The following is a 20,306-nucleotide window of genomic DNA, read 5'->3' as shown; positions in this document are numbered from 1 at the left end:
CCGCGGCACCGGCGGCCGTACCGCCTCCGGTACGTCGGCCGGCTCCGGCTCCGGCAACCCCGCCCGCGGCACCGGCCGCCGCACGGCCTCCGGCGGCGCCACGGGCGGCGGCGAGGGCCGCGGCGGCCGGGGAGGCCGCCGCTCCTCCGGGGCCTGAGCGGAGGGGCGGTGACGTCGACCCGGACGGTGTCCGGTCACGACGGCCGCCCGCCGAACTGCCAGTGGTGCACCTCGATGTCGGCGTACCGGTCCGGAGTGAGCACGGCACGTGCGCTCTCCGGGTCCGGTGCCCGGAGCAGTGCCGCCGTGCCGAGCCAGGCGCTGCCGTCGTCGGAGAGCAGCGGCCCGTAGGCGATCAGGTCGTCGGAGCCGGGCGGCGGGACGAGGTCGGCGGCCGGCCCCGCGCCGAGGCCGAGCACCAGGTACCGGTCGCCCCCGGTCCGGCCGCCCGGGAAGTCCCACATCGTGCGCCCCAGCACGTTGCGCCACCGGCGCAGCACTACGTCCCGGTAGACGCCGGCCTGGTAGTAGGGCTCGTCGAAGGCGAACGCGCGGGCCGCGGCGGGATCGGGCAGGTCGACGATGTGCACGCTCCCGGTGGGGGTGTCGAGGTCGTCCGCGAGGGTCGGACCCCGGGCGATCATCTCCTTCGCGAACCGGTCCATGTAGCCCCAGTGCTCTTCGAGCAGTTCGTCGCGCAGGGCCATGGAACCGGGCCGGTCGCGGTGGTAGCAGAGAAACTCCATGCCCGCAGGATCCCTTCGGGCGGCCGCCCGGGTCGAGCGGGTTTCCGCGCGGCGGCGGCCCGTTACATCTGAGCGGCCGTCAAGCGGACGTGTGAATCCGGCCGTCGGCCCGCCGCGTCCGGCCGGAATGCGTGCAGTCCCAGGTCGGGGCGAGTGAATCCCGGTGCCCTCGCAGGGGGTTACCGGCTCCGCGGCGGGCCCAATGGTAATGCGGTAGTCAATCTTCCCGACATCCTCTGGACACACGCTTCCGCCGATCCATACCGTATGCAATCTCCAGTATGTAATGCATCGCACACCGACCGGCTGACCAGCCACAACTCCGCCCCTGGGCGCGGCTTTCCCGCGTGCCTGGGGGATGCACCGATGTGCCACCGACCATGCGCTGCACGGTCCGGGATGCCGCCCCGGACCCCAGCCGAACGGACGGCGTACCACCGGCACGGCCGCATGCCGGCCGTGCCGCAGGGATGGGATTCCGTACCACCCCGCCGCATGAAGAGAAAAGCCCAGGGAGCGCACGCCAGGTTCTTTTCACGCAAGGGAAGGCACACATGTCAGCAATACCTGAGGTGGCTCCTGCTCCCTATCGGGAAGTCACCGACGTGAACGGCCGCGTGTACCGGGTCGGCGAGTCCGACCGGTCCATCCTGGGCAGGCCCCGGGCCTGGATGGTCTGGCTGCCGTGGTTCGCGATGATGGGTGTCAGCGTCTTCGAGTACGGCTACAGCTCCGCGGAGTCGACGCTGGAGAGCGCCCACGGGTGGACCCTCACGGAGGCGTTCTGGATCGCCAGCGTATGGGCGGTCTTCCAGGCGGGAGTGGCGTTCCCCGCCGGACGGCTGAGGGAGACCGGCGTCCTGCCGGCCAGGACGGCCATGCTCGCCGGCGCGCTGCTGTCCGGCCTCGGCCTCTCGGCCGTCGCGCACTTCGGCAACCCCGTCGTGGTGATCCTCGGCTACTCGGTGCTGGGCGGCACCGGAGCGGGTCTGGTGTACGCGACCTGCATCAACATGGTCGGCAAGTGGTACCCGGACAACAAGGGCGCCCGCACCGGGTTCGTCAACGGCGGCTTCGCCTACGGCACTCTGCCCTTCATCTTCGTCTTCAGCTACTGGTTCCACCCCGGGAACTTCAAGCTGGTCCTCGACCTGATCGCGGTCTTCATGGTGGTCGTCGTGGGCGTGTGCGGCATGTTCTTCAAGGACCCGCCCAAGAGCTGGTGGCCGCAGGACGTGGACCCGCTGAACCGGGTCACGACCGAGGACTCCGCGCGTGTCGCGAAGCGGCTGGCCAAGAACCCCCCGGCGAAGGCCCAGTTCACCCCGATGCAGGCGATCAGGACCGGGCAGCTGCCGTTGATGTGGTTCGCGCTGGTGTGCATCGGCGGCGTGTCGCTCTTCGGCATCAACTTCCAGGTGCCGTTCGCCAAGAGCCTCGGCTTCGGGCCGCTGGTGGCCGCGTCGTCAGCGGGTGTGCTCGCCGTGGTCAACGGCGTCGGCCGGGCGGCGGTGGGCTGGCTGTCCGACACCCTGGGCCGCAAGCGGACGCTCACGCTGGTCCTGGTCGTCGCCGGAGTGGCGCAGTTCGGCGTCCTGTGGTCGGGCCAGGCCCACAACGAACCCCTCTTCCTGTTCTTCGCGTTCGTCAACGGCTTCGGCGGCGGTGCCTTCTACCCGCTGTTCGCCGCGCTCGTGCCGGACTACTTCGGCGAGAACAACAACGCGCAGAACTACGGTCTGGTCTACAGCGCCAAGCTGTTCGGCGGTGTCTTCGGCGGCGGCCTGGCCGCCTCGGTGATCAGTGCCTGGGGTTACACCGGTGGCTACAGCCTGGCCGGGGGCATCGCCTTCCTGTCGGCCGCGATCACCTTGTTCCTGCGCCAGCCGAAGCCCTCGCACGTGGCGGAGGCCGTCGTCCAGGCGCAGCAGGCCGCCGGCGGCCCGGCGGCCGAGCCGTCCCCCGCGGAGGCGAGCAGCGGCTGAGCGGCACGGGACCGGAGGGGGCGCCCGCCCCGGCGCCCCCTCCCGCAAGACGTGCGCGGGCGAACGGAGCCCGGCCCGGTCCAGCGGCAGTTCCGCGCCGGGTCGTCCGCGTCACGGGAGCGGGGCCGGCCGGTGGGGTGCGCTCCCTGCTTCGTCCGGCCCCGCCCCATTTCCCCTGACGTTACGGGGAGACGGGGCGGCGCCCGTCACCCGGTCACCCGTTCCGGGCGCCGGCGGCGGCGATCTGCCGGCCGTAGAAGTCCGTGGTGCGCTGGGTGTGACAGCGCATCAGTTCCTCCGCGCGCTCCGCGTCGCCCTCGGCGATCGCGTCGATGAGGGAGGCGTGCTCGGTCCAGGCCTCCTTGCCGCGGGGCTTGGCGATGGGCATGTAGTACCAGCGCACCCGCCGGTCGACCTGGGGGATCAGTTCCGCCAGCACCTTGTTGCGGGACAGCTCGGTGATGAAGCCGTGCAGGGCCGCGTTGGCCTCCACGATGCCCCGCGCGTCGTCGGCCGCCAAGGCGGCGATGCCGGCCTCCTGCAGCTCCCACAGGCGGGCCACGTCCTCCTCGGTCGCGTGCAGCGCGGCGCCGTGGGCGGAGTGCGTCTCCAGGACGGCGCGGACGCTGAGGAGTTGGGCGGCTTCTTCCTGGGTGGGGGCGTGGACGAAGGCGCCTTGGGCGGGGCGGAGGTCGACCCAGCCGTCGGTCTGGAGGCGTTGGAGGGCTTCGCGTACGGGTTGGCGGCTGACGCCGAGGTGTTCGGCGAGTTCGGCCTCGACCAGGTGCTGGCCGGGGGTGAGCGTGCCGTTGATGATCAGGTCGATCAGCGCGTCGTAGACGGCCTGGCGCAGCGGCGCCGGTCGTTTGATCCGGACGGTGGCGGCTGCGGCGGTGCGTGTGTCGCGCATGGGCCCCCTCATCGGACTGCGGTTCGGTGACGGAGCCAGGATACAGGTTTTAGTATGCAATCTACCTGGGGTCTTGTACAAAACTTGGTAACCGTACGGCAGTTGACGCTGGTGGGGGCGGGTGACCCGCACCGGGCGGGGCGGGAGGGCCGATGCCCTCCCGCCCCGCCCGGTGCCGGGCCCGGCACACGGTCAGGCGTGCGAGGGCTGCTCGGACGTCCGCGGGCCCGGCCGCGAGGCCGCGGAGCCGGTGTCCGTCGCGCTCAGCGCCCGCAGGATGCCCTCCACGCTCTGCTTCGCGTCGCCGAAGAGCATGCGGCTGTTCTCGCGGAAGAACAGCGGGTTCTGCACGCCCGCGTACCCCGAGGACATGGACCGCTTGAAGACGATGACGTTCTCGGCCTCCCACACCCGCAGCACCGGCATGCCGGCGATCGGGCTGGCCGGGTCCTCCTGCGCGGCCGGGTTGACGGTGTCGTTGGCGCCGATGACCAGCACCACGGTGGTGCCGGCGAAGTCGTCGTTGATCTCGTCCATTTCCAGCACGACGTCGTAGGGCACCCTGGCCTCGGCCAGCAGCACGTTCATGTGCCCGGGCAGCCGCCCGGCCACCGGGTGCACGCCGAACCGCACCGTCACCCCGCGCTCGCGCAGGGCGGCGGTCAGCTCGGCCACCGGGTGCTGGGCCTGGGCGACCGCCATGCCGTAACCGGGGGTGATGATCACGGAGGTGGCGTTCTCCAGCAGTTCTGCGGTCTCCTCGGCGCTGGTCTCGCGGTGCTCGCCCTGCTCGGCGTCGCCGCTCGGCGCCGCCTCGATGCCGAAGCCGCCGGCGATCACCGAGATGAAGGACCGGTTCATCGCCTTGCACATCACGTACGACAGGTAGGCGCCGGAGGAGCCCACCAGCGCGCCGGTGACGATGAGCAGGTTGTTGTCGAGCAGGAAGCCCGCCGCGGCGGCCGCCCAGCCCGAGTAGCTGTTGAGCATCGAGACGACGACCGGCATGTCGCCGCCGCCGATGGAGGCGACCAGGTGCCAGCCCAGCGCGAGCGCCAGGACGGTCACGGCGATCATCAGCCCCAGGCTCGGGCTGACGGCGAACCAGACCGTCAGTGCCACGAAGGCGGCCAGCGCGCCGAGGTTGAGGGCGTTCTTCCCCGGCAGCGTCAGCGGCCGGGACTTGATCCGGGCCGACAGCTTCAGGAATGCGATGATCGATCCGGTGAAGGTCACCGCGCCGATGAAGATGCCGATGAACACCTCGGCGTGGTGGATCCGCAGCAGCTCGGAGGCGATCCGGGTCTGCTCCGCGCCGTGCGCCTCGACCTCCAGGTAGCTGTTCCAGCCGACCAGCACCGCGGCCAGGCCGACGAGGCTGTGCAGGACGGCGATGAGCTCCGGCATCTGGGTCATCTCGACCTTGTGGGCCCGCCACAGGCCCACGGAGCCGCCGACGGCCGTGGCGAGGACGATCAGCAGGACGGCGCCCGTCGAGACGTCCCGTGCGGCGACGACGACGGTGGCGACGAGCGCCAGCGCCATGCCTCCGATGCCGTACGCGACCCCGGCGCGGGAGGTGCGGTGCTGGGAGAGCCCGGCCAGGCTGAAGATGAACAGCAGCGCGGCGACGATGTCGGCGGCCTGTGCGGCCGTTGTTGCGGTCATCGATCCTCAGCCTTTCGAGAACATGCCGAGCATGCGGCGGGTGACGGCGAATCCTCCGAAGATGTTCACGGTGGTCAGAGTGATCGCCACGAGCGACAGCACGGCGACGAGCACCCCGTCGTGGCCGATCTGCAGCAGCGCGCCGACCACCACGATCCCGGAGATCGCGTTGGTGACCGACATCAGCGGGGTGTGCAGGGCGTGATGGACCTTGCCGATCACGTAGTAGCCGATGACCACGGCCAGCGCGAACACCGTGAAGTTGCCGATGAGCTGGGCGGGGGAGAAGGCGACCAGGAGGAACATCGCGATCATGCCCAGGCCGACGAGGCCGTAGCGGAGGCCCGGCGTCAGGCGGGCCTCCTTGGCCTGCGGGGCCGCGGCAGGGGCGGCGGCGGTCGCCGGCTGCGCGGGCGCCGCGGCGGACACCTGGACGGGCGGCGGCGGCCAGGTCTTCTCGCCGTCCCGCACCACGGTCACCGACCGCTGCACGACGTCGTCGAAGTCCAGCGTCAGCCGCCCGTCCTTGCCGGGCGTCAGCAGCTTGAGCAGGTTGACGAGGTTGGTCCCGTACAACTGCGAGGCCTGGGCGGGCAGTCGGCCCGCGAGGTCGGTGTAGCCGATGATCGTCACGTCGTTGCCGGTGACGATCGCCTTCCCGCTGACCGTGCCCTCGACGTTGCCACCCTGCGCCGCGGCCATGTCGACGATGACGCTGCCGGGCTTCATGGACGCCACGTCGGCGGCCGTGATCAGCCGGGGCGCCGGGCGGCCGGGGATCAGCGCGGTGGTGATGATGATGTCGACGTCCGCGGCCTGCTCGCTGTAGATCTCGGCCGCGCGCCGGTCGTACGCCTCGGTGGTCGCCTTGGCGTACCCGTCGCCGCTCGCCTCCTGCTCGACCTCCACGGCGAGGAACTCAGCCCCCAGCGACCGCACTTGGTCGGCGACCTCGGCCCGGGGGTCGGTGGCCCGCACCACCGCGCCCAGGCTGCCCGCCGCGCCGATCGCCGCGAGACCGGCCACGCCCGCGCCGGCCACCAGGACCTTCGCGGGCGGCACCTTGCCCGCCGCGGTGACCTGGCCGGTGAAGAAGCGCCCGAAGACGTGGGCGGCCTCGATCACCGCCCGGTAGCCCGCGATGTTGGCCATCGAGCTGAGCACGTCCATCGACTGGGCCCGGGATATGCGGGGCACGGCGTCCATCGACAGGACGGTGATCGGCCGCCGTGCGAGTTCGTCGACGAGGCCCGGATTGATCGCGGGGCCGATCAGCCCGACGAGGGTCGCCCCGTCGCGCAGCTTGGCCATCTCCTCCTGCGAGGGCGCGTTGACCTTGAGTACGACGTCCGCCTGCCAGGCGTCGCCGATCCGTGCGCCGGCCTCGGTGTAGGCCTCGTCGGAGAAGCCCGAGGCCGTGCCGGCCTCCGACTCCACGACGACCTCGTAACCGATGGCCCGGAGCTTGCGGACGCTGTCCGGTGTGGCCGCCACGCGGGTCTCCCCGGCGGTGGACTCGGTGACGACACCGATCTGCTGTGGTGGTGAATCCGACATCGCTCTCCTGTTCCGTCCCTTCCGACTGACAAACCGGTGCCGTTGCCAGGCGAGCCGTCGGCCGTCCTGCGCCTGCCCCGGCCGGCTGTCCTGACGTGGGCCTTCACCACGAGCCGCCGGCGGACGTGCCCAGCGGTGCGTTCCTTGCGACGGTGGGCCGGCCTCGGTGCGCGGTGGCGCGCCGGCACAGCGTGTGCGGCGAAGGTTTCCCCCGATGGGTGCCCGGCCAACCAGTCAGGGGTGTGAGTTGTGCCGCCTTGTGGGGCGTTGACGCCGGCCCAGCCCGTCGCGGGGCCGCGGTGGGGGCCCGGGTACGGGCGTGCGCCTTTCCGTGTAGGGACTGTACATCGCCGGACAGCACTGCATACAGTATTCATTCCCGCTCGAATCGAGAGGAGCCGCCGTGAGAATTGCAGTCCTCGGAGCCGGTGCGATCGGCGCCTACTGGGGCGCGGCACTGCACCGTGGTGGCGCCGACGTCCACCTGATCGCCCGAGGTGAGCATCTGCGGGCCATACGCGCGGACGGGGTCCGGGTACTCAGTCCGCGAGGTGACTTCGTGGCACGGCCCCACGCCACGGACGACCCGGGCGAGATCGGTCCGGTGGACTACGTCTTCCTGGGTCTGAAGGCACACGCGTACCCGACCTCCGGATCACTGGTCGCCCCGCTGATCGGCGACAGCACCGCGGTGGTGGCCGCCCAGAACGGCATCCCGTGGTGGTACTTCCACCGACTCCCCGGTCCCTACGAAGGACGGCGGATCGAGTCGGTCGACCCGGGCGGCGCCACCAGCAAGGTGCTGCCACCGGAGCGGGCGATCGGCTGCGTGGTCTACCCGGCCACCGTCATCGAGGCCCCGGGGGTCATCCGGCACCTGGAGGGCACCCGCTTCTCCATCGGCGAGCCGGCGGGCGGGGTCTCGGACCGGTGCACGGCCCTGAGCGAGGCCATGATCGCGGGCGGTCTCAAGAGCCCGGTGGAGCCCGACCTGCGCGACGACATCTGGATCAAGCTGATGGGCAACGTCGCGTTCAACCCGATCAGCGCCCTGACCCGGGCGACCATGGTCGAGATCTGCAGGCACCCGCACACCCGGCGCCTCGTCACCCAGCTCATGGAGGAGACCCTCGACATCGCGGCCAGGGTCGGCAGCACCCCGGACATCTCGATCGAGAAGCGGCTGCGCGGCGCGGAAGGCGTCGGGCACCACAAGACCTCGATGCTCCAGGACCTGGAGGCCGGCAAGCAACTCGAACTCGACGCCATCGTCACGGCGGTGGTGGAGATGGCAGACATCTCCGGAGCCGAGGCGCCCGCCTTGCGCACGGTCCACGCCGCCACCGACCTGCTGGCGCAACGCGCCGCGGCGGGCTGGGAGATCGACGACAGCGCCCACAAGGCGGAGCCCGCGTAAGGCGGGCGGTGCCCGCACGAGGATCGGAGCAGTGGCGCGGCCCCGGGTCCCGGCGCAGACCGTGCCGGGACCCGGGGCCGGGCCGGGCGCGCGGGCCGCGGGATCGCGCTCGATAGGCTGACCGGGCCGGACCGCGACCAGCGGCACCACTGACGGCCTTGCGACTCCAGCGGGAAGCGCCCGGCGCGGCCACGGCCCCAGGCAGAGAGGAGTCGTTCATGCTGTTCCGTCAGCTGGAGTACTTCGTGGCGGTGGCCAGGGAGAGGCACTTCGCGCGGGCGGCCGAGTCCTGCTACGTGTCCCAGCCCGCGCTGTCGGCGGCGATCGCCAAGCTCGAACGCGAGCTGAACGTCACCCTGATCAACCGCGGCCACAACTACCAGGGCCTCACCCCCGAGGGCGAACGCCTCGTGGTGTGGGCCAAGCGGATCCTGGCCGAGCAGGAGGCCTTCAAGGCCGAGGTCGCCGCCGTCCAGTCCGGCATCACCGGCACCCTGCGGCTGGGCACGGAACCCACGGCGTCCACGACCCTCGTGCTGCCCGTCGCCGCGTTCTGCGCGGCGCACCCGCTGGCCAAGGTGCAGGTCCGCTCCCGGCTGTCGACCACGGAGCTGCACCGCCAGCTGCTCGCGTTCGAACTCGACGCCGCCATCGCTCACTTCGCACCGCACGACCGGGAGAACCTCCAGGTGATGTCGCTGTACGAGGAGCGCTACATGCTGCTCGCGCCCAGCGACCAGCTGCTGTCCCCGGCCGACACGATGCGCTGGTCGGACGCGGCACAGCTGCCGCTCGCCCTGCTGACCACCGACATGAGGATCCGTCAGGTCATCGACAGCGCCTTCGCGGAGAGCGGCGTCGTGGTGACGCCCCAGGTGGAGACCGACTCCGTCGCGGCCCTGTACGCGAGCGTGGGCGCCGGCGCGTGCGCGAGCATCGTGCCGCACACCTGGCTGCGGGCGATGCCGCCGCTGGGCAGGATGCGGGCGGTCCGCCTGGTCGAGCCGGACGCCCGGGCGCAGGTGTCGGTCGCGATCCACTCCGCGACCCCCGGCTCGGTCGCGGCACGGGCGTTCATGAACGCGGCGGCGGGCCTGGCGCTGGACGAGTTCTTCGACGAGCCGCTGCCGGCCGAGCACCGCGTCAGGTGAGACCGGGCCCGCGGTGCCGGTCCGCGGCGTCCGTGCCGTCCGCAGCGTCCGCGTACAGCGCGCCCACCGCCGCCCGGTCGAGTCCTCCCTTGGCGGTGTGCGGGAGCGCGGCGACGACGGAGAGCCGGTCGGGCACCTCGAAGGCGGCCAGCCGGGCGCGGCAGTACCGCAGGATCTCCTCCGGCCCGACGCTCTCGCCCCGCGACAGGACCACGGCCGCGCCGACGCGCTGACCGTACGTCGCGTCGGGCACGGCGAACACGGCGGCCTCCGCGACACCGGGACAGCCCGCCAGCACGTCCTCGACGTGCTCCGGCGAGATCTTCTCGCCCCCGCGGTTGATCAGGTTCTTGATGCGCCCGGTCAGGAAGAGGTACCCGTCCTCGTCCAGGGTGCCGAGGTCGCCCGTACGGAGCCATCCGTCGCCGAAACTGCGCTCCGTCTCGGCCGGGTCGGCGAGGTAGCCGCGGGCGACGGTGGCCCCGCGCACCCACACCTCGCCCTCGGCGCCGGCCGGGCAGGGCCGCCCGCCGGGGCCCACGACCCGCAGTTCCACCCCGGTCGAGCGGCCGACCGAGCCGTGCTTCAACGACCCGTGGCGCGGCAGCGGTTCGCTGGTCACCTGGTGGGTGGACTCCGTCATCCCGTACGCCGACAGCAGCGGCGCACCCAGCGCGCGCTCCAGCGCCCGCTGGGTGGCCGCGTTCAGGGGAGCGCTGCAACTGCGCACGAACTTCAGCGGCGGGCTGTGCGCGGGCGCCCGTGGGCCCGGGTGGTCGATCGCCGAGCGGTCCAGCAGGATCTCGTGGATGGTCGGCACCGCGGTGAACCAGGTGGCGCCCGCCGCCCGCATGTCGTCCCAGAACGTGTGCGCCGAGAACCGGCCGCGCGCGGGCAGCAGCACGCAGCCGCCGCTCGCCAGGGAGGCCAGCAGCGCGGCGAAGAGTCCGTGGCCGTGGAAGAACGGCATCACCGCCACGGTCGCGTCACCGGGCCCCAGCTCGTAGGTGGCGCAGATGCCCCGCACGGACGCGGCCACGTTGGCGTGCGTGAGGGGGACCATCTTGGCCTGGTCGGTGGTCCCCGCGGTGAACAGCACCAGGGCGTCGCCGACGGTGAGTTCGCGGGCCGCGCCCCGTGCTGCGGTGGCCGGCGCGGGCGCGTCGGCGTTCAGGGCCGCGGACGCCGTACCGGCGCGGGACACCGCCACGCGCAGCGGCCAGGCGGGGACGCCGGAGGGCGTGACCGGGGCCGCCTCGCCGGCGGACGGCCCGGTCAGCAGCGCCCGCACCCCCAGCGCCTCCAGCCGGGCGGACACCTGGGACGCGGGCAGCGCCGGGTCCACGGGGGCGACCACCAGCCCCGCGCGCGCCCCGCCCAGGAGCGCGACGACGAACTCGGCGGTGTTGGCGCACGCCAGGCCCACCACGTCCCCGCGGCGCAGCCCCGTGCCGCCGAGCCGGGCGGCCACGTCGTCGGCCAGGGCGGAGAGCGCGCCGTAGGAGAGCTCCACCCGGTCCCCGGTGACCACGAGCGCGCGGGCGCGGGGACGCTCGCGGACGTGCCGGTCCAGCAGATCGGCGAGGCCGCCGATGGCCGGCGGCCGGTACCGGTTCGGGTCGCGCACGGATGCTGCGGCCGGAACGGTCATGACCGCACCTCCTTGGCGCCGGGGCCGTCGGGCCAGGCCTTGCCGGCCCGCCCTGCTGAGCCGTCTCCCCAGCGAGACTGGGCGGGGCGCCCGGCACACGTCCAATACGCGCTGGTGAACGGTCGATAGCGGACGTCTATCAAGGGTGCTCCGGGCGGCTGCGGCATGCGTTGATAGACGCTGCTTATGGGCTGGTCGCCGATAGGTCTTGGACGCGGGCGTGCGCGCTGCGGATGGTGAGACGAGTAGCCGCACTCGCATGACCTGCCCAAGGAGGACCTCGGACCATGACCGCCCCCTCACCACTGGAGACCGTGGCGACCGCCGATGTTCCGGCCGAGCTCACCGACGGGTACCACCTGGTCGTCGACGCGCTCAAGTCGAACGATGTCGACACCATCTACGGGGTGGTCGGCATCCCGATCACCGACCTGGCCCGCCTCGCCCAGGCGCAGGGCATCCGCTACATCGGCTTCCGCCACGAGAGCAACGCGGGACACGCGGCGGCGGCGGCCGGCTACCTGACGAAGAAGCCGGGCGTGTGCCTGACGGTGTCCGCGCCGGGCTTCCTCAACGGGCTGGTCGCGCTGGCGAACGCCACCACCAACTGCTTCCCGATGGTGCAGATCTCCGGCTCCAGCGAGCGCCATCTGGTCGACCTCAAGCAGGGCGACTACGAGGAGATGGACCAGCTCGCCGCCGCCCAGCAGTTCTGCAAGGCCGCCTACCGCGTGAGCCGGGTCGAGGACATCGGCCGCGGCATCGCCCGCGCGCTGCGCACCGCGATCTCCGGGCGCCCCGGCGGTGTCTATCTCGACATCCCCGCCGCGGTGCTCGGCTCCATCATGAACGCCGAGGAGGGCGCGAGGACGGTGAGCCGTCTGGTCGACCCCGCGCCGCGCCAGATCCCCGCGCCCGAGGCGGTGGACCGCGCGATCGAGCTGCTGGCCGGCGCTCAGCGGCCGCTGGTGGTCCTCGGCAAGGGCGCCGCGTACGCCCAGGCGGACGACCAGGTACGCGAGTTCATCGAGTCCACCGGCATCCCGTACGTGCCGATGTCGATGGCCAAGGGCCTGCTGCCCGACGACCACCCGCAGTCGGCCGCCACCGCCCGCTCGCTGGCGCTGAAGAAGGCCGACGTCGTGATGCTGGTGGGCGCCCGCCTCAACTGGCTGCTGAACCACGGCGAGGCGCCGCAGTGGAACCCCGACGCGAAGTTCATCCAGGTCGACATCGAGCCCAAGGAGATGGACAGCAACCAGCCCATCGCCGCCCCGCTCGTCGGTGACATCGAGTCGGTGCTCGACGCGCTCGCCGAGCGCACCAAGCCCGGCCAGATCTCCGCCCCCGCCGCCTGGCGCGAGGAGCTGGCGGCGCGCTCCGCGCAGAACGTCGCCAAGATGGCCGAGCGACTGAAGGCCGACCCGCACCCGATGCAGTTCATGGGCGCACTGAAGGCGGTACGCGACGTCGTGCGCGAGCGCCCCGAGACGTACATCGTCAACGAGGGCGCCAACGCCCTGGACATCGCGCGCAACGTGATCGACATGCACGTGCCGCGGCACCGCCTGGACAGCGGCACGTGGGGCGTCATGGGCATCGGCATGGGCTACGCGATCGCCGCCGCCGTGGAGAGCGGCGCGCCGGTGGTGGCCGTCGAGGGCGACAGCGCCTTCGGGTTCAGCGGCATGGAGCTGGAGACGATCTGCCGCTACAAGCTCCCCGTGGTCACCGTGATCATGAACAACGGCGGCGTCTACCGCGGCGACGACGTCAACCCGCTGGACGACGCCCCGTCCCCGACGACGCTGATGTCCTCGGCCCGCCACGAGCTGATGATCGAGGCGTTCGGCGGCAAGGGCTACCGCGCGACCACGCCCGCCGAGGTCACCGCCGCCCTCACCGAGGCGCTGGCCTCGGGCGGCCCGGCCCTCATCGACTGCGTGATCGACCCCTCGGCCGGCACCGAGAGCGGCCACATCTCGCACCTCAACCCGAAGGGCATCACCGTCGGCAACATCGTGCCGGCGAAGAAGTGACCGCCCGTCACCACTCGCCCGCCCGCACCCCGCGTCATCCCGCCAGCACAGCCCACCACCCGCACCGCGAACATTCACCAGAAGGAAGCCACCATGAGTGACAAGCCGCTCGCCGGAATCAAGGTGATCGACTTCACCGGGGTCCAGGCCGGTCCCGCGTGCACCCAGATGCTCGCCTGGTTCGGCGCCGACGTCATCAAGGTCGAGCGCCCCCAGGGCGGCGACGTGACCCGCAACCAGCTCCGGGACATCCCCGACCTCGACGCGCTCTACTTCACGATGCTCAACAGCAACAAGCGCTCGCTGGCCATCAACACCAAGACCCCCGAGGGCAAGGAGGTCATGGAGAAGCTGATCCGCGAGGCGGACATCCTGGTCGAGAACTTCGCGCCCGGCGCGATGGACCGCATGGGCCTGGGCTGGGACCACATCCACCAGCTCAACCCCCGCCTGATCTTCGGCTCGGTCAAGGGCTTCAACGACGACTCGTCCTGGAACGACCTCAAGGTCTACGAGAACGTCGCCCAGGCCGCCGGCGGCGCCGCGTCCACCACCGGCTTCTGGGACGGCCCGCCGACCATCAGCGGCTCGGCCCTCGGCGACAGCAACACCGGCATGCACCTGCTGATCGGGCTGCTGACCGCCATCATCCAGCGCAACGCGACCGGCCTGGGCCAGAAGGTGTCGGTGTCCATGCAGGACGCCGTCCTCAACCTCACCCGGGTCAAGCTCCGCGACCAGCAGCGCCTGGAGAAGGTCGGCTACCTGGAGGAGTACCCGCAGTACCCGAACGGCGAGTTCGGCGACACGGTGCCGCGCGGCGGCAACGCGGGCGGCGGCGGCCAGCCCGGCTGGATCCTGAAGTGCAAGGGCTGGGAGACCGACCCCAACGCCTACATCTACTTCACCATCCAGGAGCAGAACTGGAAGCGGACCGCCGAGGCCATCGGCCGGCCCGAGTGGGTCGAGGACCCGGAGTACACCACCGCCAAGGCGCGCCAGTCGCACATCTTCGAGATCTTCGCGGAGATCGAGAAGTGGCTGGCCGACAAGACCAAGTACGAGGCGGTCGACATCCTCCGCGAGTGGGAGGTGCCCTGCGCGCCCGTGCTCAGCATGAAGGAGCTGGCCGCCGACCCCGACATGCGCAAGAGCGGCACGATCGTCGAGGTCGAGCAGAAGGAGCGCGGCACCTACCTGACCGTGGGCAGCCCGATCAAGTTCTCCGGCTTCAAGCCCGAGATCACCGGCGCCCCGCTGCTCGGCGAGCACACCGACGAGGTCCTCGCGGACCTCGGCTACGACGCGGACGCCATCCGCGCGCTCCACGAGGGCAACGTCGTCGTCTGACCCCTCCGTACGGCCACGGGTGCCCCGCACGCGACGCGCGTGCGGGGCACCCGTGCTCGTGGCGCCCGGCCTACGTCGCCTGCGACGCCTTGGCGTCCGCCACCTGGCGGTACAGCTCCTTCTCCTTGGCGCGCCGCGCGGTGACGTCGCGGATGACCGCCCCGACGTGGCCCGGCTGCCCGTCGGCGTCGTTCAGCAGCACTACGCTGAACTCGATCGACAGCTTCCGGCCGCCGGCGCCCACCGCCGGAACGGTCAGGAGGTCGTCGTCCCCGTACTGAGTGGAGCCGGTGGCCATCGACTTCTGGAAGCCGTCCCAGTGCCGCTGACGGTGCCGTTCGGGGATGATCACGTCCAGGCTGCGGCCGGTGACCTCGGCGGCCGGGAACCCGAAGATGCGTTCCGCGCCGTGGTTCCAGTAGCGGATGAGTCCTTCGCGGTCGATGATCACCACGCCGTCGGGTGCCTGGGCTGCCATCCCCAGCACCACATCGGGATTCAGATCCTTCATGTCCCCTCCGGGGTCGGGCTGTTGATTGGTCGTATACAGGATACTGTCGCCCCTGGTGGAAGGATCCAGGCCTGCTATTCACGTGACGTGCGGCGCCAGGCCGCCGAGAATCCCTGTGTGGCCACCATGAACGCCGACGCGGGCAGCCGTGACCCGTCCTCCCCCCGGACCGCCCCGACCACCCTGAGCGGACGGGCCTTCGGCGCGATCCCGCCCACGGCACTGGTGCTGCTCGGCATCGTCAGCGTGCAACTGGGCTCCGCACTGGCCAAGAACCTGTTCGACGCGGTGGGCAGCTTCGGGACCGTCGCCCTGCGCCTGTGCTTCGCGGCGGCGGTGCTGATCGCGGTCTGGCGGCCCTCCCCGCGCATGAACCGCCGCACCTGGACGGTGGTCCTCGGCTACGGCGTGACCCTCGGCACCATGAACCTCTGCTTCTACCTCTCTCTGGCCCGCATTCCGCTGGGCATCGCGGTGACCGTCGAGTTCCTCGGCCCGCTGACGGTGGCCCTGGCGGGGTCGCGGCGATGGCTGGACGCCCTCTGGGTCGCGCTCGCGGCGGGCGGTGTGCTCCTGCTGACGGAGGGACGCGGCGATCTCGACACCGTAGGCCTGCTGTTCGCCCTCGCCGCGGGCACGTGCTGGGGCTTGTACATCCTGGTCGGCGCCGCGCTGGGCCGGCACACCACGGAAGGCAACGGCCTGGCCCTGGGCATGGCCGTCGCGGCACTGATCGCCGTGCCGTTCGGCGTGGCCGACAGCGGTACGGCGCTCGTCCAGCCGTGGGTCCTACTCGCGGGGCTCGGCGTGGCCCTGCTGTCCTCGGTGATCCCGTACTCGCTGGACCTGGAGGCCCTGCGCAGGATCCCGCCGCGCGTCTTCGGCATCCTGATGAGCCTCGAACCGGCGATGGCGGCCCTCGTCGGGCTGGTCGTCCTCCAGGAGTCACTGCGCTGGACGCAGTGGATCGCGGTGCTGTGCGTGGTGGCCGCGTCGGCGGGCGCCACCCGCGGGACGCGCACCGATGCCTGACCGGACGTCGATTGGAGCGGCGGTGCGGCGGGTCTCCGGCAGGTGCGTGCCGATGTACCGGCGCAGTTCAGGCCCCCGTCCCGCGCCGGATGGGCCGGCTCTGGTGCCGTCGTGCGCACGCTGCTCATTGCGCGTTCAGCACCGCGGGGATGTTGACCTGGACGTGGATGAAGTCGTACATGCTGTAGTCCCTGTATTCCTTCATCTCGAGTGCTCGGCGGGCCAGGTCGTCCGGCAGTCCCTTGTCCCGGGCGTCCCGTGCCAGACCGGTCAGCTTCTCGAGGTAGGCGATCGAGTGCAGGATGTCCGCACGGCGCATGGTCCGGCCGTGGCCCGGCACGATCAGGGTGCCGTCGTCGAGGATGTCGTAAAGGCGCCGGTAGGTGGCGAGTGCCTCGTCGGCCCGCCCCTCCAGCAGCCACGGGAATGCCGGCGGCGGCGCCTGCAGCATGTTCCCGACGAAGACGATGTCGTCCTCACGCATGCGGACGACCAGGTCGCCGTCGGTCTGGGCGAAGCCGATGTGGTCGATGTCCACATGCTTGCCTCCCAGGTCCAGGGAGCACGACCCGGACACCGCAAGGTCCGCCGAGCGGGGCACTACCTCCTCGATGCCGACGTTCGCGCCGAGCAAGTCGATCATGAAGGCGCGGTCCTGCTCGAAGCGCTCGTCGATCACACGCTTGGTCGCCTCATGGTGAATGATCACCGTCTGTGCCGGGAAGGCGAAATTCCCGAAGCAATGATCACCGTGGAAACTGGTGTTGACCAGAAATCTGATGGGCAGCGAGGTCACCGTGCGCACCGCGCCGATGACCTGGGACGCCAAGCGGCCGTTACTGAGTGATTCGACGACCAGCACCCCCGAATCGCCGACGACGAAACCGGCGTTGGTCGCGGTGTGGTCGGTTTCCTCGACGTCCGCCGCCATGACCGCGTACACGCCGCCGGCGAGTTCGCGCGCGTGCATCCGGACATGGGCGATGTCGAAGGGCCTGTTCTTCTGCTGCATGGTCCGTTTCTCTTCCGGAGGGCGGGTCGGCTGGTCGGTCTCGTTTGGCGTGCGCGGCGTGCGGCATGCCTGTGCTCTGCCGTGCGGCCCTGTCCTATTTGTCTCATGGCTGGACGGCGCGTGCATCCTGCCCCGACACGGGTTCCGTCGGGCTCACGTGAAGCGTGTCGAGACATGCGGCGTCGGCCTGACGGCACGCCGGGCCCGGCCGGGCGCCTGTCGAGGGCGGGCCGCGCCGGTCAGCGGATGAGCTTGTCGAAGACCTCGTTGAGGGCCTCGGTCGAGCTGGGGTGGGTGTAGATCGAGTCGCGGAGCTGCGTGGCCGTGATGCCGTGCCGTATGGCCAGCGCGACGGTGTTGACGATCTCCTGCGCGTCGATGCTGAGCAGAGCGGCCCCGAGGACGAGGTCGGTGTCCGAGTCCACGACGAACTTCATGACGCCGCGGGTCTCCTCGACCGTGTAGGCGCGGGGCATGGCCACGATGTCCGCGACCTTCTCCCGCGAGACCTTGATGTTCAGCCCCTGCGCGCGAGCCTGGCTCTCGGTCAGCCCCACGGTCGCCAGCGGGGGCGTGATGAACAGGGTGTGGGGCACCGCCCTGCGGTCGCCCGTGGAGCGCTTGCCCTCACCCAGGAGCTGGTCCAGGACGATGCGGGCGTCGTCCAGGGAGATGTAGGTGAACTGCTCGCCGCCGTTGACGTCGCCGAGCGCGTAGATGTGCGGCTGGCTGCTGCGCAGGAACTCGTCCACCACGATCGCACCGTTCTCTGCGGTGCGGACACCGGCGGCGTCGAGCCGGAGGCCGTCCGTGACCGGCCGGCGCCCCGTGGCGGGCAGCAGCGCGGACGCCTCGACGGTGTGGGTCCGCCCGTCCTTCTCGTAGACCACGGTCGAGACGGCGCCGTCGTCGCGCACCTCGGTGACCTTCGCGCCCGTGACGACGCGGATGCCGTCACCGCTGAGGATCTCCCCGACGGACCCGGCGATGTCCTCGTCCTCCCTGGGCAAGAGCCGGCCGGCCGCTTCGAGGACCGTCACCTCGGTGCCGAAGTGCCGGTAGATCCCCGCGAACTCCAGGCCGAGGTACCCGCCTCCGAGGACGACGAGACGCTCGGGCAGGTTCCGCGTGCGGGTGAGCTCCGCGCTGGAGACCAGGTGGGGGCTGCTCGCGAGGCCGGGGATCGGGGGGATCACCGGCTCCGAGCCGGTGTTGACCAGGATTGTGGGGGCGGTGACGGTGACGAGGTCCGGTCCCTCCCCGATGGCGACGGTGTACGGATCGACGAAGCGGGCCGTGCCGGTGATGACCACCGCGTTGTCCCTGCCGTTCAGCGCCTCGAAGTTCCCGGCGCGGAAGGCACTGGTCAGCGCGCGGACGCCCGCGATCGAGTGGGCGAAGAACTCCTGCGCGTCGTCCTTGAGGCGTTTGGTGCCGGAGTAGTGGACGAGCATCTTGGTCGGTACACAGCCCACGTTGGGGCAGGTGCCGCCGTACATGTTCTCGGACCGCTCGATCAGGACCACGCGGCGGCCGGCCTCGGCGAGCGCGTGAGCGGCGGTCTTGCCGCCCTTGCCGAAGCCGATGACCAGGACGTCCGCGGTGAGTGCTGTGGTGATCTCCATGCGTCGAGTCTGCGACCCGGCCACCGGCGCACATAGACTCGAACGTCTCACTGTCCTGCCCGAAAGTCGCACCGTGGACTCTGTCAGCCGACTGCTGCGCCTGGCCCGGCTCAGGGCCGATCTCGACAAGCGCTGCCTGCTCGGGGCCGGCACCCGGATGGAGGTGCCGGCGTACGGCGAACTGGAGGCGCCGTTCCACGTGCTGCTGGAGGGCACGTGCCGGCTCCAGGTGGGCTCCGCCCTGCTCGACCTGCGCCCCGGCGACGTGGTGATGATCCCGAGCGGTGCCCCGCACCGGGTGCTCACCGACGGCGAAGGCGACCAGGTGGGGACGGCGGACACGGCCGGCGACGTGTTCGCGACCACGCGCAGTGAGCACGGCGCGGAGCCGGTCATCGACCTGTTCTGCGGGCACTACACCTTCGACGCCGGCGCCGGTTCACTGCTGTTCGCGAGCCTGCCCGACCCGGTGCACGTCTCCTTCGGGCAGTCGGCCGAGAGCGACGAGGTGCTGCGCATGCTCAGCGCCCTGATGCGCGGTGAGGCGCGCCGTGAGGGCGAGGGCACCGCGGCGATCCTTTCCGCCCTGTGCACCGTGCTGCTCGCGATGGTACTGCGCACCGCGCGGGGCGATGCCACACGCACCACCCTGTGGACCGCGGCGGCCGACGGCCGTATCGCGTCGGCCGTCGAGGGCATGCTCGACGACCCCGGAGCCGACTGGACGATCGATCGGCTCGCCCGCACGGCCGCCATGTCCCGCGCCACCTTCCTGCGCCACTTCACGCGGGACACCGGGACGACTGTGGGCGACTTCCTCACCCGGGCACGGCTGATGGCGGCGGCGGAACTGCTCACCACCACCGACGCCACCGTCGCGACCGTCGCCGGACAGGTCGGCTACTACTCCGAGTCCGCGTTCTCACGGGCCTTCCGGGCCCACCTCGGCACGACACCCGCCCGTTTCCGGCGTGAGAACTCGCTGCGCGGGGGATGACGGGGGCGCGGCCCGGTCGTGTCCGCTGGGCGCTTCCCGCCCGTGCGGACGGTCATCGCGCGCCCACCCTCACTCCGCACGGGTTCACCAGCCGGACGGCCAGACGCGCCGGCGTGCGGACGATCAGCAACCGCTCCACGATCCCGTGCGCGGCATGCAGGCGCTCGGCCACGATGCGGGCGGCACGCCCGCCGTCGGCGAGGAAGAGACCGACGGCTTCGATCGCCGGGCGGCGGACCAACGGATCCGGGTCCGCCGCGTAACGGACGAAGGCATCCGTCCGCTCGGCCATCTCGGCGGTGATGTCGACGTGAGCGGTCGACTCGACTCCGTTCACCGTGAAGTAGATGCCTTCGGGGTCACGCTCCTGAGCCTCGCTCCCCATGCTGAGGAGCAGCATGACGATCGTCGCCCGGTCGGGGTTGGCCGGGTCGTCGGCCATGGCGAACAGGAACGGAGCAGGCTCGCCGCGGTGCACGGGTCGACGGCTCCTTGGTCATGGGCCTCCGCACGGAACCCCTCGAACCCCTTGGCCCGTACTGCGGGGTCCGGGGAGGGCATGTTCCCGAGACGGTCCGGGACCCCGCATACCTGACCGGGCAAGTGGCCGGTCGTCCAGTCGACATCATGTGTGTTGATCAGGGCCGGCAGTTTC

The 20,306-nt window shown here is 71.3% G+C and carries 16 protein-coding genes; 7 read left to right on the top strand and 9 right to left on the bottom strand.

Annotated elements, in window-relative coordinates; all coding sequences use genetic code 11:
• Window positions 1–194: 194 nt before the first annotated feature.
• Window positions 195–746 (bottom strand): YciI family protein, encoded by a 552-nt coding sequence (locus PV364_RS38170; protein ID WP_319665528.1) that lies wholly within the window; start codon window positions 744–746, stop codon window positions 195–197.
• 554 nt (window positions 747–1,300) lie between these two features.
• Here PV364_RS38170 and PV364_RS38165 point away from each other — a divergent pair.
• Window positions 1,301–2,731, top strand: a complete 1,431-nt coding sequence (locus tag PV364_RS38165) for an OFA family MFS transporter (protein WP_319665527.1) — start codon at window positions 1,301–1,303, stop codon at window positions 2,729–2,731.
• A 214-nt stretch (window positions 2,732–2,945) separates the two neighbouring features.
• On the opposite strand, the gene PV364_RS38160 is transcribed toward PV364_RS38165, so the two are convergent.
• The 3 genes from PV364_RS38160 to PV364_RS38150 form a co-directional block, all read right to left on the bottom strand.
• Window positions 2,946–3,641 carry a GntR family transcriptional regulator gene (locus PV364_RS38160; protein ID WP_319665526.1) on the bottom strand — a complete coding sequence of 232 codons (696 nt, stop codon included), beginning with the start codon at window positions 3,639–3,641 and terminating at the stop codon, window positions 2,946–2,948.
• A gap of 192 nt (window positions 3,642–3,833) precedes the next feature.
• Complete coding sequence (gene pntB / locus PV364_RS38155) at window positions 3,834–5,309, bottom strand: Re/Si-specific NAD(P)(+) transhydrogenase subunit beta (RefSeq protein WP_319665525.1); 1,476 nt, start codon at window positions 5,307–5,309, stop codon at window positions 3,834–3,836.
• 6 nt (window positions 5,310–5,315) lie between these two features.
• Window positions 5,316–6,866 carry a Re/Si-specific NAD(P)(+) transhydrogenase subunit alpha gene (locus tag PV364_RS38150; RefSeq protein ID WP_319665524.1) on the bottom strand — a complete coding sequence of 517 codons (1,551 nt, stop codon included), beginning with the start codon at window positions 6,864–6,866 and terminating at the stop codon, window positions 5,316–5,318.
• A gap of 403 nt (window positions 6,867–7,269) precedes the next feature.
• Between PV364_RS38150 and PV364_RS38145 the strand changes: the two genes are divergently transcribed.
• Window positions 7,270–8,283, top strand: coding sequence for a 2-dehydropantoate 2-reductase (locus PV364_RS38145; RefSeq protein WP_319665523.1), 1,014 nt, complete (start codon window positions 7,270–7,272; stop codon window positions 8,281–8,283).
• Window positions 8,284–8,501: 218 nt separating this feature from the next.
• Window positions 8,502–9,434, top strand: coding sequence for a LysR family transcriptional regulator (locus PV364_RS38140; protein ID WP_319665522.1), 933 nt, complete (start codon window positions 8,502–8,504; stop codon window positions 9,432–9,434).
• Here the strand turns inward: PV364_RS38140 and PV364_RS38135 are convergent.
• On the bottom strand, window positions 9,427–11,085 hold the full coding sequence (locus tag PV364_RS38135; RefSeq protein WP_319665521.1) for a FadD7 family fatty acid--CoA ligase: 1,659 nt from the start codon (window positions 11,083–11,085) through the stop codon (window positions 9,427–9,429). The two genes, PV364_RS38140 and PV364_RS38135, sit on opposite strands and share 8 nt — an antisense overlap.
• A gap of 287 nt (window positions 11,086–11,372) precedes the next feature.
• On the opposite strand from PV364_RS38135, the gene oxc reads away from it, so the two are divergent.
• Together oxc and frc are read left to right on the top strand one after the other, a co-directional pair.
• Window positions 11,373–13,124: an oxalyl-CoA decarboxylase gene (oxc, locus tag PV364_RS38130; protein WP_319665520.1), complete on the top strand. Its 1,752-nt coding sequence runs from the start codon at window positions 11,373–11,375 to the stop codon at window positions 13,122–13,124.
• Between the two features lie 93 nt (window positions 13,125–13,217).
• Window positions 13,218–14,474 carry a formyl-CoA transferase gene (gene frc, locus PV364_RS38125; protein WP_319665519.1) on the top strand — a complete coding sequence of 419 codons (1,257 nt, stop codon included), beginning with the start codon at window positions 13,218–13,220 and terminating at the stop codon, window positions 14,472–14,474.
• Between the two features lie 70 nt (window positions 14,475–14,544).
• Here the strand turns inward: frc and PV364_RS38120 are convergent, their stop codons facing one another.
• Entirely contained in the window at window positions 14,545–14,985 is a 441-nt protein-coding gene (locus PV364_RS38120; protein WP_319665518.1) for a PAS domain-containing protein, read from the bottom strand.
• A 126-nt stretch (window positions 14,986–15,111) separates the two neighbouring features.
• Between PV364_RS38120 and PV364_RS38115 the strand changes: the two genes are divergently transcribed.
• Window positions 15,112–16,017, top strand: coding sequence for a DMT family transporter (locus PV364_RS38115; protein ID WP_319665529.1), 906 nt, complete (start codon window positions 15,112–15,114; stop codon window positions 16,015–16,017).
• A 124-nt stretch (window positions 16,018–16,141) separates the two neighbouring features.
• Here PV364_RS38115 and PV364_RS38110 read toward each other — a convergent pair whose 3' ends face one another.
• The gene (locus tag PV364_RS38110; RefSeq protein WP_319665517.1) at window positions 16,142–17,155 is read right to left on the bottom strand and encodes an MBL fold metallo-hydrolase; all 1,014 of its coding nucleotides are present in this window, start codon (window positions 17,153–17,155) and stop codon (window positions 16,142–16,144) included.
• 113 nt (window positions 17,156–17,268) lie between these two features.
• Window positions 17,269–18,654 (bottom strand): FAD-dependent oxidoreductase, encoded by a 1,386-nt coding sequence (locus tag PV364_RS38105; protein WP_319665516.1) that lies wholly within the window; start codon window positions 18,652–18,654, stop codon window positions 17,269–17,271.
• A 73-nt stretch (window positions 18,655–18,727) separates the two neighbouring features.
• On the opposite strand from PV364_RS38105, the gene PV364_RS38100 reads away from it, so the two are divergent.
• Window positions 18,728–19,651, top strand: a complete 924-nt coding sequence (locus PV364_RS38100) for an AraC family transcriptional regulator (protein ID WP_319665515.1) — start codon at window positions 18,728–18,730, stop codon at window positions 19,649–19,651.
• A 52-nt stretch (window positions 19,652–19,703) separates the two neighbouring features.
• On the opposite strand, the gene PV364_RS38095 is transcribed toward PV364_RS38100, so the two are convergent.
• Entirely contained in the window at window positions 19,704–20,129 is a 426-nt protein-coding gene (locus tag PV364_RS38095) for a hypothetical protein (RefSeq protein WP_319665514.1), read from the bottom strand.
• Window positions 20,130–20,306 lie beyond the last annotated feature (177 nt).

The organism is Streptomyces sp. MI02-7b (assembly GCF_033793585.1).
In the GTDB taxonomy this organism is placed as follows: Bacteria; Actinomycetota; Actinomycetes; order Streptomycetales; family Streptomycetaceae; genus Actinacidiphila.
Note: the sequence above shows the minus strand (reverse complement) of the source record. Positions and strands in the feature narration are given on the sequence as shown.